This is a genomic window from Roseibium sp. Sym1 (assembly GCF_027359675.1).
Classification (GTDB): Bacteria; Pseudomonadota; Alphaproteobacteria; order Rhizobiales; family Stappiaceae; genus Roseibium.
On record NZ_CP114786.1, the window covers coordinates 6279781 to 6294526 of the forward strand.

The 14746-nt window shown below is 60.5% G+C and carries 12 protein-coding genes; 6 read left to right on the forward strand and 6 right to left on the reverse strand.

The genetic code is table 11. From position 1 onward, the window contains the following. Positions 1-139 precede the first annotated feature (139 nt). Together ettA and O6760_RS28890 are read right to left on the reverse strand one after the other, a co-directional pair. Positions 140-1789, reverse strand: a complete 1650-nt coding sequence (ettA, locus tag O6760_RS28885; protein ID WP_269583109.1) for an energy-dependent translational throttle protein EttA — start codon at positions 1787-1789, stop codon at positions 140-142. Positions 1790-1906: 117 nt separating this feature from the next. Beyond that, entirely contained in the window at positions 1907-2884 is a 978-nt protein-coding gene (locus O6760_RS28890; protein WP_269583110.1) for a fatty acid desaturase, read from the reverse strand. 222 nt (positions 2885-3106) lie between these two features. On the opposite strand from O6760_RS28890, the gene O6760_RS28895 reads away from it, so the two are divergent. From O6760_RS28895 to O6760_RS28910, 4 genes are all read left to right on the forward strand, one after another. After that, positions 3107-3472, forward strand: a complete 366-nt coding sequence (locus O6760_RS28895) for a metalloregulator ArsR/SmtB family transcription factor (protein ID WP_269583111.1) — start codon at positions 3107-3109, stop codon at positions 3470-3472. Positions 3473-3721: 249 nt separating this feature from the next. Next, on the forward strand, positions 3722-5728 hold the full coding sequence (locus O6760_RS28900) for a sensor histidine kinase (protein ID WP_269583112.1): 2007 nt from the start codon (positions 3722-3724) through the stop codon (positions 5726-5728). A gap of 348 nt (positions 5729-6076) precedes the next feature. Further along, positions 6077-7027, forward strand: coding sequence for a 2-hydroxyacid dehydrogenase (locus O6760_RS28905; RefSeq protein WP_269583113.1), 951 nt, complete (start codon positions 6077-6079; stop codon positions 7025-7027). A gap of 647 nt (positions 7028-7674) precedes the next feature. After that, positions 7675-8220, forward strand: a complete 546-nt coding sequence (locus O6760_RS28910) for a fasciclin domain-containing protein (RefSeq protein WP_269583114.1) — start codon at positions 7675-7677, stop codon at positions 8218-8220. Between the two features lie 109 nt (positions 8221-8329). On the opposite strand, the gene O6760_RS28915 is transcribed toward O6760_RS28910, so the two are convergent. The 3 genes from O6760_RS28915 to bla form a co-directional block, all read right to left on the reverse strand. Further along, on the reverse strand, positions 8330-8638 hold the full coding sequence (locus O6760_RS28915) for an EthD family reductase (RefSeq protein ID WP_269583115.1): 309 nt from the start codon (positions 8636-8638) through the stop codon (positions 8330-8332). A gap of 161 nt (positions 8639-8799) precedes the next feature. Continuing rightward, positions 8800-10125 (reverse strand): amidohydrolase family protein, encoded by a 1326-nt coding sequence (locus tag O6760_RS28920; protein WP_269583116.1) that lies wholly within the window; start codon positions 10123-10125, stop codon positions 8800-8802. 167 nt (positions 10126-10292) lie between these two features. Further along, complete coding sequence (gene bla / locus O6760_RS28925) at positions 10293-11180, reverse strand: class A beta-lactamase (RefSeq protein WP_269583117.1); 888 nt, start codon at positions 11178-11180, stop codon at positions 10293-10295. 156 nt (positions 11181-11336) lie between these two features. Between bla and O6760_RS28930 the strand changes: the two genes are divergently transcribed. Next, positions 11337-12227, forward strand: coding sequence for a LysR family transcriptional regulator (locus O6760_RS28930; RefSeq protein WP_269583118.1), 891 nt, complete (start codon positions 11337-11339; stop codon positions 12225-12227). Between the two features lie 20 nt (positions 12228-12247). On the opposite strand, the gene mnmD is transcribed toward O6760_RS28930, so the two are convergent. After that, positions 12248-12970 (reverse strand): tRNA (5-methylaminomethyl-2-thiouridine)(34)-methyltransferase MnmD, encoded by a 723-nt coding sequence (gene mnmD, locus O6760_RS28935; protein WP_269583119.1) that lies wholly within the window; start codon positions 12968-12970, stop codon positions 12248-12250. A 122-nt stretch (positions 12971-13092) separates the two neighbouring features. Between mnmD and O6760_RS28940 the strand changes: the two genes are divergently transcribed. Next, complete coding sequence (locus tag O6760_RS28940; protein ID WP_269583120.1) at positions 13093-14253, forward strand: NAD(P)/FAD-dependent oxidoreductase; 1161 nt, start codon at positions 13093-13095, stop codon at positions 14251-14253. Positions 14254-14746: the final 493 nt, after the last annotated feature.

The following is a 14746-nucleotide window of genomic DNA, read 5'->3' on the forward strand; positions in this document are numbered from 1 at the left end:
CTCCCCATCTTCATCCCGGAGAGGCGCAGCGCGATCCGGGACCGAAGCCCAAGACCATCGACTTCCAAAGCGTCATCCTGAGAACAGAAAAAGGCGGCCCCGGGGGACCGCCTTTCGCATGTCTTTTTGCACCGACTGATCAGCGGGTCAGCGGCTTGTACTTGATCCGGCGCGGGTCGGCTGCGTGGGCACCTAGGCGGCGGACCTTGTCCTTTTCATAGTCCTCGAAGTTGCCTTCGAACCATTCCACGTGGCTGTCGCCCTCGAAGGCGAGCATGTGCGTGGCCAGGCGGTCGAGGAACATACGATCGTGCGAGATCACCACGGCGCAGCCGGCGTAGTTTTCCAGCGCATCTTCCAGGGCCGCGAGCGTCTCGGTGTCGAGGTCGTTGGTCGGCTCATCGAGCAGCAGTACGTTGGCGCCCTTTTTCAGGACCTTGGCGAGGTGCACGCGGTTGCGCTGACCGCCGGACAGGTCGCCGACCTTGGCCTGCTGGGCCGGGCCCTTGAAGTTGAAGGACGAGCAATAGGCGCGCGAGTTGATTTCCTTGTCGTCGAGATAGATCACCTCGGCGCCGCCGGAAATCTCTTCCCAGACCGTCTTGTTCGGATCAAGCGCGTCGCGGGACTGGTCGACATAGCCAAGATGCACGCTGTCACCGATGGTGATGGTGCCGCTGTCCGGCTTTTCCTGGCCGGTGAGCATCTTGAAGAGGGTGGATTTACCGGCGCCGTTCGGGCCGATGACACCGACAATGCCGCCGCGTGGCAGCTTGAAGGACAGATTGTCGATCAGCAGGCGATCCTCGAAGCCCTTGGAAACGCCTTCGAGATCGATGACGTTGGCGCCGAGACGCTCTCCCACCGGGATGAGGATCTGCTCGATGGTCGGCTGCCGCTCTTCCTGAGCGGAAACCAGGTCCTGGTAGGCGCGGATACGGGCCTTGGACTTGGTCTGGCGGCCTTTCGGGCTCATGCCCATCCACTCGCGCTCGCGGGCAATCGCCTTGGAGCGGGCCATGTTCTCGCGGCCTTCCTGCTCCATGCGCTTGGTCTTCTTCTCCAGATAGACCGAGTAGTTGCCCTCGTAGGGGATGCCCTGACCGCGGTCGAGCTCCAGGATCCAGCCGGTGACGTTGTCCAGGAAGTAGCGGTCGTGGGTGATGATCAGGACGGAGCCCTTGAACTCGCGCAGGTGCCGCTCCAGCCAGTGGACGGTTTCGGCGTCCAGGTGGTTGGTCGGTTCGTCGAGCAGCAAGAGGTCCGGCTCGGAGAGCAACAGCTTGCAGAGCGCAACGCGGCGGCGCTCACCGCCGGACAGGTTGTCGACGGCGGCGTCGGAGGGCGGGCAGCGCAGGGCCTCCATCGCCATTTCCACCTGGCTTTCCAGGTTCCACAGGTCCTGTGCGTCGATCTCGTCCTGGAGCTGGGCGCCTTCCTCGGCGGTCTCGTCCGAGTAGTTCATCATCAGCTCGTTGTAGCGGTCGAGCTTGGCCTGCTTGTGGGCAACGCCTTCCATGACGTTTTCCATCACGGTCTTGGAGCTGTCGAGCTGCGGCTCCTGCGGCAGGTAGCCGACCTTGGCGCCCTCGGCGGCCCAGGCCTCGCCGGTATACTCCTTGTCGAGGCCGGCCATGATCTTCAGAAGCGTCGACTTACCGGCCCCGTTCGGACCCAGGATGCCGATCTTGGCGTCCGGGTAGAAACTGAGGTTGATGTTGTCGAGGACTTTCTTGTCGTTATAGGCCTTGGAGAGGCCATGCATGTGATAGATGAACTGGCGCGCCATGGGGCTCCGCTTCTCCACTGAAAGCTGACGGGATCTTTAAGGATTCTGCGGGGTCTTTTAGGGGAAATGGACGGCGGGGGCAATGGGGGACGAACATACTAGTGTTTGCCTGACCCGCTACTTGCTTGCCAATGTCCGTAACCATCCTTGCGCGCCGTCAGGCAAAGAAGTTTCTCCGTTCACCGATAATCCCGGACGGGTTTTCAAAGTCTCCGGCGTCTCGACCTCCCAGACCAGCCCCAGTCGTCCCAGTCCAGCAACAAGCCACCAACCCGGATCAGTCTGCCCAGGCAGAAAGCCGAGGTTTGCCGACTTTGGGAAGGCATGATGATTCTCATGAAATGCCTCGCCGAAAGTTACAAGACCGAGCCGCGGCAGATTGTATCCCTGAACACAAGCGCCTTTTATATACAGCAGATGATCCCTCGGCTGATGGGCATAATAGCCAACCAGCCAGTGTCCAATCAGCGACACGGACACCCGGCAGCAGACGCCCCAAACGACGAAAGGAAGACCACCCATAAGAAAAAGCGGCACGGCAACAACGAGCTGCTGGGCCATCCAGGTTTTCTCAATCATTCGGTAGAACCCGTCCCGCACCACCTCGTCCTCGATCACAAAGACCGGCTCATTTTTCAGGTTGATTCCACAGCTGAGCTGCCAATAGGCATCCTTCCAGAAACCGGAACGGTGGGAGAAAAAATCGTGGCAGTCGGACTGGCGTTGTCCCCAGTCTCGAAAGTCGTGCAGGCGGATCATCCCGAATGGGCCAGCCATGCCAACCAACACGCCAAGATACACCAGAACTTTTTCGATTACCGGAATGGTTCTGAAGGACCGGTGTATCAGCAGGCGATGCATACCGACGGAATGACCGCCGCAAATGGTGATCGCGGTCAGCACGATGAAAACAGCGATCGACCCGGGCGTGACGCTCAAGGGTCCGGCGACGAGCGCAACCGCTGTCATCCCGGCGATCCAGGCTGCCTTCACCGGTTTGAAGACCACTTCTCCTTCCACAGGATTGGCGCCGTTTTCGGAGAAGACCCGTTCGGTTGATACGGGCTGCGCTTTTGCTTCGGTGACAAAGGACATATTTTTCCTGCCTTCCCGGTCATCCAGGCGAACGATCCTGTCTCCCGGCAATAACACCCGGAAGCGCAATCAGTGACTTGACGAATAAGCCGCCGTGACAGGCGGGCACTTGCCTTCGGAAGGGACGTCTATTATTTAGGCGATAAGCTAATTACCATTCATTAGTTAGTTAGGCAACAACCTAATTGATAAAATCAGGCACTTTTCAAGGATTCTTGGCCCATGACAGATCGAACCGGCGTAGTCACCGCTGCGGAGACCGGCGGCATACAGAAAATCTTTGAAGCGCTTGCCTCCGCACCACGGCGAAAGATCCTCGCTTATCTTTCACACAGCTCGTTGACGGCCGGAGAGATTGCCGAGCGTTTCGACATGTCCAAGCCATCAATCTCACAGCATCTTGGCGTGCTGGAAGGCGCCGGACTCGTGCGCAAGGAAAAGCGTGGCCAGTTTGTTCACTATTCCATCATCAAGGAAAGCTTGACCAACACCCTGAACAGCTATGTCCAAGAAGTCTGTCCGGTCTCCCGACCGCTGAAAAAGGAAAGCGCAAAGCTGAAGGGCAAGAGCGACACAGGAGGCGATTGAGTTCTCATTTCCTCCCCTTTGCAACAAGGATCTAATGCGTAACAATTCTGACCATGCGTCTAGACACGCGAACACTGTCAGAAACATGTTGACCCGCATGGAGAAACAAGTCGCTCCGCGAACCAAGACTCCATTTTACGCAGCGGAACTCTGAATTTTACAAATTCTAAATCCGCTGTTGATTTGATTTGTGCTCGCACCAGTGCCCGCTGCGCTGAACCACCGAACCTCTCGTTTTGGACGCGGAAAATGATACCATCCGAATGGAAGTTGAGTGCACCCGCTAAAAAAACGTTCAACATCGCCTCTCAATTCGGTCGCGTTCGGCCTTCGGCTCAACTGGCCTTGGTGACCGTCGTCTTTTTTGCGCTCGCCGTTGCTGGAATCATTCTCACGAGAGAAACGGGACGTGTCGCCTGGATCTGGCTCCCGAATGCGGCTCTTTTGGCCATCGTTCTGACTGCACCACCGTCGCGGATTATTCAGTTGATGATCGCGGCCTATGCCGGGAACCTGGCGGCAAACCTTTTCGTCGGCGACACACTGTCCAATGCTCTTGTCCTGTCTGCTCTGAACACGCTCGAGGTCTCGATTTGCGTTCTGGTTTTGAAGCGCCTTTGCCCGAGGATCGATCTGAGCAGACCCATCGATCTGTTGATCTTCGCGCTGGTGACCGGAGGCCTGGCAACAGCGACTGTGGGCTCCATTGCATCGCTCTATCTTCAACAAACGGTCGGAACGGAATTCTGGCCCGTGTTTATCAACTGGTACGGGGCGGATGCGCTCGGGATGCTGATCGTGGCCCCTTTTCTTCTGGTTGGAATTCCTCTCGACCAGAAGAAGGCCGAACGGGATAGCCTGCTATCGCTGCAGTCGCTTGGAAGCCTTTTGCTCTGCGTCGGGATCACAAGCGCCGTGTTCGTGCAGTCTTCCTACCCGTTTCTCTTTGTCGTGATGTTGCCTCTCGCGCTCACTGCCTTCACCACGGGCGTATCGGCGACCGCACTTGCAACCTTGTCCATCGCCGCCCTGTCAATCGGCTTCACGATCCACGGAACCGGCCCCTTCGCTCTCATGCAGGCCGATTTGAGTGTCAAAGTCATAACGTTGCAGATCTTCCTTGTGTCCTGCGTTCTGTTCGGATTGTGCACAGCCGCCGTTGTCACCCAGCAACGCCGTCTCCAGGCGGAATTGATCCGGCTCACGGAAGTCGCTCAACAGGCGAACGCTGCCAAGAGCGAATTCCTGTCGACTGTGAACCATGAACTGCGGACACCCCTGACGTCCATTCGTGGCGCCATCGGACTTCTGGCCGGAGGTGCCGGAGGCTCGCTTCCGGAAAAAGCCCAAAACCTGCTGAAAATATCGAAGCTAAACTGCGAACGCCTGCTTATTCTCGTAAATGACATTCTTGAGATCGAGAAGATCGAGTCTGGAAAATACACCGCCGACACCAAGAAAACAAAAATCCGGAAATCTCTCGAAGACGCTGTTCTCTTGAGTTCGATTTACATGCCGGACAAGGAAATATCGCTTTCCCTCATCGACAGAACACCGAATTGCGAAGTCAAAATTGACGAAGATCGCTTCAAGCAGGCCATTTTGAACCTGATTTCGAACGCGATAAAATTTTCACCGGCCCAGTCCGCAGTCGAACTGTGCACCATGCCGGGATCCGACAACACCATCAGAATTAGCGTCAAAGACCAGGGCCCAGGCATTCCGGACGATTTTGCTGACAAGGTCTTCCAGAAATTCGAGCAGGCTGAGAAGGGGAGTACGCGGAAGGTAACCGGAACGGGGCTCGGTCTGAGCATCACCAAAGCTCTCATCGAACTCATGGATGGAACAATCGGGTTCCGCAGAAACAAGAAGGTGGGCACCGAGTTTTTCATCGATCTGCCGACGGCAATGCCTCCGGAGCACGCTGATCTCGACAAGAGGCTCGTATTCCTGGCGATCGGTCAGGACAATGTATCTGAAAGCATGGCCCTTGCCACCGACAAAGGCTGGGTTGTGGACCTGACCACCAGTCTTTCCGGCCTCGAGATCCTGCTCAAGGAACAGAGCTATGACGCCGTCATCGTCTCCCAGCGGTTTGTCGTGGACCCGACTTTGAGTGACATTTTCGATCGGCATGGAGCCACAGCGCAAAGCGAACCCTTGGTCGTTGCCGATACCCAGCTTGAAAGCTTCCTTGCGAAGAATGGCGCGCAGATTGAGCAAGGCCCTATTCGAATGCCCGTCTCGAATTGAAAAGCCGAATGGTCCTTGACCACAGGACCACGGCATCAAGGCTTCCTTCGATCCATCCTTGCCGAGCATACTGACCGACGATTGGTACACACTGCCGCATTGCGATAACCCCGGTTGTCGGTGTCCCATGCCCCCGCGCAGACATGACTGCAATGTCGGCCGAATAAGGTGCGTCGCCAGCATGGACCGCACTCCAGATGAACCGATCATCGGGCACGCAAGGACCGGTCATATCCAAGCATGTTGGCCAGTGAGTACCGCTCGAGAGCAATTCTACCTTTTCTCCCCCTCGCCTTCCCCGTAAGGTCTCCCGAATTCTTCGTTCACGATTTCCCACCGGACCTTCCCATGACCATCGACATCCTGATGCCCCGCCCGATGCTGCCGATTGTTCAGGAGCAGCTCGATGCCAATTTCACCGTGCACCGGCTCTACGAGGCGGACGATCCCGAGACACTGCTGGCGGAGGTCGGTGAGAAGATCCGTGGTGTTGCCATGGCGTTCGGGCCGGTCGACAAGGCGTTTCTCTCGAAGATCCCCAATGCGGAGATCGTCGCCAGTTTCGGGGTCGGTTACGACCACATCAACACCGATGATTGCCTCGCGGCGAAGGTGACGGTCACGCACACGCCGGACGTGCTGACGGAGGAAGTTGCCGACACGGCTCTCGGGCTGATGCTGATGACGGTGCGCGAATTCGGCCAGGCGGAACAATGGCTGCGCCAGGGCAACTGGGAAGCCAAGGGCCCCTACCCGCTGACACAGGCAACGCTGCAGGGCCGCACGCTCGGCATTTTCGGGCTCGGGCGGATCGGCAAGGCCATCGCGAAGCGCGCCGAGGCCTTCGGCATGGAGATCCACTATCACGGCCGCCGCAAGCAGGATGGCGTAGCCTATCCCTATCACGCCACGCTGAAGGACCTCGCCGCCGCCTGCGACACGCTGATGGTGGTCGCCCCGGGCGGCGCCGAAACACAGCATGCGGTCAACGCGGAGGTTCTCGAGGCGCTCGGGCCGAACGGCATCGTCATCAACATCGGACGGGGCACGGTCATTGACGAGGCCGCGCTGATTGCCGCGCTGGAAAACGGCACGATCTTTGGCGCCGGTCTGGACGTGTTCGAACAGGAGCCGAAGGTTCCGGAAAAGCTGCTCGCGCTGCCCCGGGTCACCGTCCTGCCCCATGTCGGCTCGGCTTCGCAGGCCACCCGCAATGCCATGGGCCAGCTGGTGGTCGACAACCTAAAGAGCTGGTTCGACACCGGCAAGGCCGTCTCGCCGGTGCCGGAAATGGGTTGAGCCGTCCAGTCTTGCCGCAATCCACGCCTGCCGGATGGATCCAAACCGTTTCTGGCGCGTTTATCAGGTAATACCAACCGCACTTAATAGGAACCCATCTGACCGCGTTTGGAGACTGTTCGGCAAGGAGCAGATTGCAGGGCGATACGGGGTATCGTCCAAAATCTGCGACGCGGCAGAACAGCCTCCAAACGCGGCCTTCGGTGGCCTGTTCCGGCCCGCCGGACGGCGTTGCGCCGCTTGAACGGCCAACCAGGCCGTCCTGCGCAACGCGCCTTGCCGGCAAACCGGAACAACGACATCAGATCGGTTCCTATTAATTGCGGTTGGTATAGGCCTCGCGCCCAAACGGGGTCAGACGGGTGTCGAGTGCGGTCAGCGTATCGCATGACATTCACCGAACATTGCCGCGGCAACCTCCGGCAATCCTTCGGAATACCGGGACCCAACCTCCCGTAGCCTGTCCTGAAAGCGCCTCTGCCTGCCCCGCGGAGGCGTTTTTGGCGAGTCTTGCGCCAAGACGCGCAAAAAAATAATTCCCTGCCTGCATCCGGATCCGTTGCTGCGGTGTACCCGCTTCATGGCGCGGGAAACCTCATCGGCTGAAAAAGCCGCGCCGGGAAGTCCAACCGGAGGATGTTTACGAGATGACCAAAACACTTGCCCTGACTGCCCTTGTTGCCGCCAGCCTTGCCGCCGGCCCCGCCCTTGCCAATCCGCAAGTCGGCGGCGCACCGATGTACGAGACCAGGACCATTGTCGAGAATGCCGTCAATTCGAAGGACCACACCACCCTGGTCGCGGCGGTGAAGGCGGCCGGGCTTGTCGACACGCTGCAGACCCCGGGCCCGTTCACGGTGTTCGCGCCGACCAACGACGCCTTCGCCAAACTGCCCGACGGCACCGTCGACGCCCTGCTGAAGCCGGAAAACAAGGATCAGCTCACCAAGGTGCTGACCGCCCATGTTGTGTCCGGCGACATTTCGGGTGCGGACCTGATGGCCTGGGCCAAGTCCCGGGGCGGCCGCTACAACATGCAGACGGTCTCCGGCGATGCCCTGACCGCCGTCGTCAAGGGCTCCAGCCTTTACATATTCGATGAGGCCGGCGGCGCCGCGAAGGTGACGATCTCGGACGTCAACCAGTCGAACGGCGTCATTCACGTGGTCAACGACGTGCTCCTGCCGAAGTGACCTGACGCCGAAATCGGGGCCGGTTCCTGCCAAACCGGTCCCCGCATGGAAATGCTCCCGCGATGCCCCCTCGGGAGCGTTTCCTTTTTTCAGGACCGGATATGGAAGTTCAGCTGATGACTTCGCCGACCAGCATCTGCGGCCTGGTGTTTGTGTAGTTCGGGATGTCGGCCAGCACCGGTCCGGCGGCTTCCAGGGCGAGGGACAGTTTCTCCTGGCTTTCGAAGACCATCGTGGCGATCGCGTAATAGTCGGGCGGCGCGTCCGGGCCACCCGCCAATCCCCTGGAGGCCTGCACCATCAGCAGGAACGGTCCCATGTGCTCGCTGACCAGCGGCATGTGGGTGGATTTGTAGTAGTCGTGATCAAAGGTCGTGTCGGGTGTGATCGGATACAGCACCTGCAGGGTAATCGCCATCGTGTCCTCCCATTTACCCGGCTGGAGGCCGGGGCTGAAGCCGCCGCCTCCTGGCGGAGGCTTCGGGGACTGCGAGGGTAACACGCAATGCGCGAGCGGCCAGCCCGTGCAGGCAAACCGGTTAACGCGAGGATCGGCCGGACCCCCGAACGGTGTGAAGGTCACCGCGCCGTGACTGCCGGAAGCGGTTCCCGGGGCACCATGATCCTGCCGTTCATCATGACAAGGCGGATGTCCCGGGTAGCCCCGATCTGGACGGTCGGGTCGGATCCGAGCAACAAGATATCCGCCTCCTTGCCCGGCTCCAGCGTTCCCGTCCTGTCGTCGATCCCGAGGCCGATTGCGCCGTTCAAGGTCGCCATGCGCAAGATGTCCACGGGCGGCAGTCCGGCTTCGGCGAGAAGCGCCATTTCGTCGTGCATGCTGACACCCGGAATAATCCACGGCGTGGGCGTATCCGTCCCGACTGTCTGAAGGACGCCGCCTTCGTGCAGCGCACGCACCCAGGCCTGCAGTTTCGGCCAGACGGCCCTGGCCTCGCCATACATGTCCGGCGTCCAGTTGGCAGTGAAGGAAAACGCTTTCCAGCCTGTCACGAAGGCGGCCGGCGCCTCCGCAAGATCCGGGTGCTCAATCCAACGCAGATCGTCACCGAAGAACTTCGTGTGCATGGCGATCAGAGTGACGTCGTTGACCACCTTGCGGTCCGCCATTTCGGCGATCATTTCCCTGACGGCATCGGAACCGATGTCGATACGATCCAGCCAGTCGACCCGCTGCATCAGGCTGAAGCGCCGCATGTCCTTGAGATCCGCTTCGGCGATGTAGTCGTTGCTCCAGGGTGCGGCATGGCTGACACCGGCCACGCCGCGTCTGGCGGCTTCGGTCCAGGATGTCCTCCCGGCATGGTGGAAGACGGGCATTCCGTGCTTCGCGGCCTCCTCGACCGCGACCGATACCATCTCGGGCGTAAAGCTGGAATAGATCTTGATATGGTCCACGCCGTTGAGCGCCTGCCACTCGATTTCGCGCGCAACCTCTTCAGGCGTGAAAACGGGCGCAAAGTAGGGCGAGGTGAAGGACGATTGTATCAGGCTCCGGCCCGCGGTCTTGATCTCAGGCGCGACGAACGAACCGTCGGCGGCGAGGCGGCGCAACTGCACCGCCGCCTCCGTGGGCCCGCCGGCGTCACGAACGGTCGTGACGCCATATGCGACAAGGTCCGCGAGCATTTCCTGCGTGGCCTGCCAATCGTACTGGCTTGCCAGCGTGCCATCGGATGTCCAGGGATGGTTCAGGAGATGCGCATGGCTTTCGACAAGACCGGGCATGGCGAAGCCTCCCTCGGCAACGATGTCATCCCCCGGTTCCGGCACGAAGCCGGAGGCGTCGACGATCGCGGAAATAACCTGCCCCTCAACGATGACGGCCTTGTTCCGGACAACCATGCCGTTGCTGACGTCGAGGACGTCTACATTCAGCAGCACCGTTCGTCCCTTGGAGCCCGACTGGCCAAGGACGTTGCTCGTGGATAGACAGAGGGTGGCAACAAGGCAAATCAGAGCCTTCATAATCAAATGCGGCGTCATTTTCTCAATCCTGCTTGAAAAGCCGAACACATGGCCCGGTTCGGAAGGGGTCCGACGTCGGATCGTCAAGGCACCAGACTTGCCGCCAGCGCCCTGCCGATCCCCGCGATGGCATTGTTACGGGCCTCGAAGGAGGCCGCCGTCTGGGTGATGTAGATGGCGATCACCACCGGTTTGCGGCCATCGGGCCAGATCACCGCGATGTTGTTGGCGCCGGCTCCGGTCTTGTCGGCGATGCGCCAGCCGTCCGGCAGGCCCGCGCGCAAGGTGGCATTGCCGACCTTGTTGCCGACAAGCCAGTCCGTGAGCTGCTTGCGCCCGGCGTCCGGAAGGGTTTCTTCCAGGACCAGTTTCTTCAGGGTCCGGGCGGCCGCATCCGGGCTGGTCGTGTCCCGCTCGTCGCCGGGAATACCGCTGTTCAATTCCGGTTCCCAACGGTCCGAGCGGGTCACGTCGTCGCCGATGGCACGCAGATAGGCGGTCAGGGCTTCGGGCCCGCCGATTTCCTTCATCACCAGATTGGCAGCGGCATTGTCGCTGATGGTGACGGTGATTTCGCACAGATCGCGCAGGCTGAGCGGGGCGCCGCCAACATGTTTTTCCGTCACGGGCGAATAAGACACCAGATCGCTGTCCCGGATCATCACCTTACGGTCCGGATCCACCAGACCTTTTGCACCCGCGTCCAGCAGCGCTGCACACAGGAAGGCCTTGAAGGTGCTGTTGGTCGGAAAGCGCTCGTCTCCCCTGTGCTGCCACGTGTCGCCGGTTTCCGTGTCGATCACGGCAACGCCGATACGGGCGGACAGCCGCGTTTCGGCATCCAGGACAGCACGTTCCAGGGCAGTGCTTGAAAAGTCCCCCGCCCACGCGGACATCACGGTTGCCGACATGGCCGTCATCGCAGCAAGAACAGCGCCCGTGCGGGCAAATTTAAGGGTCGATCGGATCATTTCTTCAGGTCTCCAGCAAGGGTCCGATCTGCCGCGGCCGTTTGCCCCCCGGACCTGCAGCAGAAAACACGGGGAACCTGCCTCTGCCACAGATATTACGCAAATGATGATTAGTGAGGTTAGCCATGAGAAAAACTTGGCCGAAAAGGAAGGCGCTTGGACGTTTCCCAGTTGCCACTGAATGCGCTCAGGGCTTTTGAAGCCTCCGCCAGGCTGTGCAGCTTCACCCGTGCCGGCCTGGAGCTGCGCGTTTCGCAGACGGCGATCAGCCACCAGGTCAAGGCCCTTGAAGACCTGCTGGACCTCACCCTGTTCGAACGCCTGCCCCGGGGCGTTGCGCTGACCGATGAAGGCCAGGCGCTTCTGCCCGTCCTGACCGATGCGTTTCAGCGCATGAGTGCGGCGCTCAGCCGGTTCGAGGACGGCAATTTCCGTGATGTGCTGACGATCGGCGTTGTCGGCACCTTCGCAACCGGGTGGCTGCTGTCCCGGCTCGACGGCTTTTCCGGCCGGCATCCCCATATCGACCTGCGGCTGAAGACCAACAACAACCGGGCGGACATGATGGCCGACGGCCTCGACTGTTTCATCCGCTTCGGGGATGGCGCCTGGCACGGGACAAACGCCGTTCATCTGATGGACGCTCCACTCGCGCCGGCCTGTACACCTGAAATCGCACAGGGCCTGACGGCGCCTGAAGATCTTCTCCACCAGCCATTGCTGCGCTCCTACCGCGTGGATGAGTGGGCCAGGTGGTTCCAGAGCGTTTCGCTGACGCCGCCGCGGGCCCGTGGCTGGATGTTCGACAGTTCCCTGACCATGGCCGAAGCCGCTGCGCAAGGGGCCGGTATTGCGCTACTGCCGATATCGATGTTCGAGAAAGACCTGCTCACCGGCCGCCTTGTCCAGCCGTTCGACAGGTCCGTTCAGACCGGCAGCTACTGGCTGACATGGCTCAAGTCGCGCGAGGAAAACGCCTCCATGGAAAAATTCCGGCTCTGGCTCCTGGAGACACTGGGGGAAGAGACGGGACGGGCTCCGGCCTGACGCATGTGGACAGCGTTGCTTCAAGCCTTGCGGCCAATGACCATTTCACGCTTTCCGGCGAACCCGGGGACCTTTTCAATATCAAAACCGGCGGCCTGAAGATTGCGCCGTACCCAGCCGGCCGCCGTATAGGTTGCGAGCGTGCCGTCGGCTGCCGTCAGGCTTGCCGCCGCCGTCAAAAGGTCCGCGTCCCAGAGTTCCGGGTTCCTGGCGGGACTGAACCCGTCGAGAAACCAGGCATCCACCGGTGCGATTGACGGTCCATTCGCGCTCCTGCCCCCGGCGGACGCGGCGAGATCCCCGATCAACTCTCTGGCGTCGCCGATCCCGAGCCGCAACGTGGCGCCGGCCACCTCGAGCCGGTTCCAGCCCGGCCGCGGTGCCCATGACCCGACAAGCTCCACTGCCAGGTCTTGAAGGTCGGGAAAGGCTCCGAGCGCTCTCACAAGCTGATCGGCTGTCATCGGATAAAGCTCGAAGGAGACAAATGTCAGCTCCGGCGGATTTTCAATCCGCTGCAGGGCGTCCAGCGTTGTCAGGAAATTGAGCCCGGTGCCGAAGCCGAATTCGGCAATGACAAACTGCCGCCGGTCCACAAAACGCTCCGGCAGGCGATTGCCGGCCAGAAACACGTGTCGGGTTTCGGCAAGTCCGCCCGCCCTCGAAAAATAGGTGTCTCCGAACCCTTCCGCCCGCGGCACATCGCCGTCAAGCCATTCCAGATCCGGTGCATTGGTGGACATTGTCTCGAATTCTGCCATAGAAGGAGCCGTTCAGGACACGGCCCCGCACAGCCCGTTGCCCGATCACAGCGTTCTCATAGAAGAGCCTGACCGATCAATCAATCACCGGAACCAAACCCGCCATGGCGCAAGCCGAAACACGTCCCTTTGATGTTGCCGTTGCGGGCGCCGGAATATTCGGCCTGTCCGTTGCCCATGCCGCGATCAAGGCCGGTTTGAGCGTCATCGTTTTCGAAAAAGCTCATGTCGGTGCGGGTTCGAGCGGGGGTGTGCTCGGCGCCCTGATGCCGCACATGCCGGCGCGCTGGAACCCGAAGAAGGAATTCCAGTTCCAGGCGCTGTCCTGCCTGGAAGACCGGATCCGGCAGCTGGAGGCCGAAACCGGACTGGAGTGCGGCTATGCCCGTTGCGGCCGCATCCTACCCCTGACCACAACGGACAAGCTCGAGCATCACCTGGAGCGGGCGCAGGAGAGCGAGCTGCGCTGGCATCCCGAGCGGACCGGATTTTCCTACACGGTCGAGCCCAAGGGCAGCCGGTCCGACTGGCTTGACGCCGCCGCCGCTCCCCATGGACTTGTCTATGAAACCCTGGCGGCCCGGATTTCCCCGCGCCGGTACCTGTCCGCGCTCGAAGCCTTTGTCCGCGGACACGGCGCTCTCGTTGAGAACGCGGAGGTGATCGGGTTCGACACAGTATCGGGCGTCGTGCAGCTTGCCGGCGGCAGAGACCCGGTCGGGGTCCGGACGCTTGTGGTCTCCGGCGGATTTGCGGCCTTCGAGCTCATCGAGACCCTGACCGGCGAGCGGATCGGCCGCGGTGAAAAAGGACAGGCCCTGCTGCTGGAGGGCCACGGCCTGGAAGACAGGCCGGCGATCTACTGCGACGGCCTCTATGTCGTGCCCCATGACGATGGCACCGTTGCCATCGGCAGCACGTCGGACCGGGACTTTCAGGACACCCGCTCCTCACCGGAGCGCTCGAGAGAGCTTCTGGAACGGGCCACCGCCTTCTGCCCGCAACTCGCGGGCCGGGAGGTTCTGTCGGATTGGGCGGGCATCCGGCCGCGCTGCCACAAGCGCGATCCGTTGATCGGCCGATTGCCCGGCTACGAACAGGTGTTCGCCGCAACCGGCGGCTTCAAGATTTCCTTCGGCATAGCCCATCTGGTAGCCGACGCCCTGATCGCGGACCTGACCGGGCACGCCCCGGTCCATCCCCTGCCTGCAACCTTCCGGCCGGACCACCATTTCGGGTCAAACAGGCTCGACGCGGACAACTGACCTTTCAGATCCGCCGCGGCGGTTTGAAACTTTTCGGGAAATTTGGAAGATACGGATTTGCAGGGCCAGTCGGCCTGCGCATTCTCGGGAGCTTGGAGCCGCAGGCAGCGCTCAGAGCGCGGCAACCACCGCGTAGAGCCCGTAGAGGCTGAGCGATATCGATCCCCAGAACAGGAGATTCTTCGCCACCAAAAGCGGCATGTTCATGGTCCCACCCCGTTTTACCGCGCGGTCAGTCCGATCGTCTTCCTCCTGCCTGGGAGGACTAACGTCCCTTGCGGCTGTCATGGCCCTGGCCATAAAGGCATTCCTTAAAAGACACGATCCACGGAGTTCAAAGGATGAATCTTCTACTCCGTCAATGTACCGTCTAAGCTCCTAATGGTTAAAAACGATTTAAGACTATAATGAATACATTGTTAAAATAAGGCAGATTGCACTTTTAGATATGCACAAATTATTGGCAGACTTGCCAATGCGCGCTTCTGGCGGC

Coding starts and splice junctions, on each gene's coding strand:
- O6760_RS28915 (WP_269583115.1), bottom strand. CDS start 8,638: ATGGCGATTACCCTGCAGGTGCTGTATCCGATCACACCCGACACGACC.
- mnmD (WP_269583119.1), bottom strand. CDS start 12,970: ATGTCCACCAATGCACCGGATCTGGAATGGCTTGACGGCGATGTGCCG.
- O6760_RS28940 (WP_269583120.1), top strand. CDS start 13,093: ATGGCGCAAGCCGAAACACGTCCCTTTGATGTTGCCGTTGCGGGCGCC.
- O6760_RS28890 (WP_269583110.1), bottom strand. CDS start 2,884: ATGTCCTTTGTCACCGAAGCAAAAGCGCAGCCCGTATCAACCGAACGG.
- O6760_RS28900 (WP_269583112.1), top strand. CDS start 3,722: ATGATACCATCCGAATGGAAGTTGAGTGCACCCGCTAAAAAAACGTTC.
- ettA (WP_269583109.1), bottom strand. CDS start 1,789: ATGGCGCGCCAGTTCATCTATCACATGCATGGCCTCTCCAAGGCCTAT.
- O6760_RS28905 (WP_269583113.1), top strand. CDS start 6,077: ATGACCATCGACATCCTGATGCCCCGCCCGATGCTGCCGATTGTTCAG.
- bla (WP_269583117.1), bottom strand. CDS start 11,180: ATGATCCGATCGACCCTTAAATTTGCCCGCACGGGCGCTGTTCTTGCT.
- O6760_RS28910 (WP_269583114.1), top strand. CDS start 7,675: ATGACCAAAACACTTGCCCTGACTGCCCTTGTTGCCGCCAGCCTTGCC.
- O6760_RS28895 (WP_269583111.1), top strand. CDS start 3,107: ATGACAGATCGAACCGGCGTAGTCACCGCTGCGGAGACCGGCGGCATA.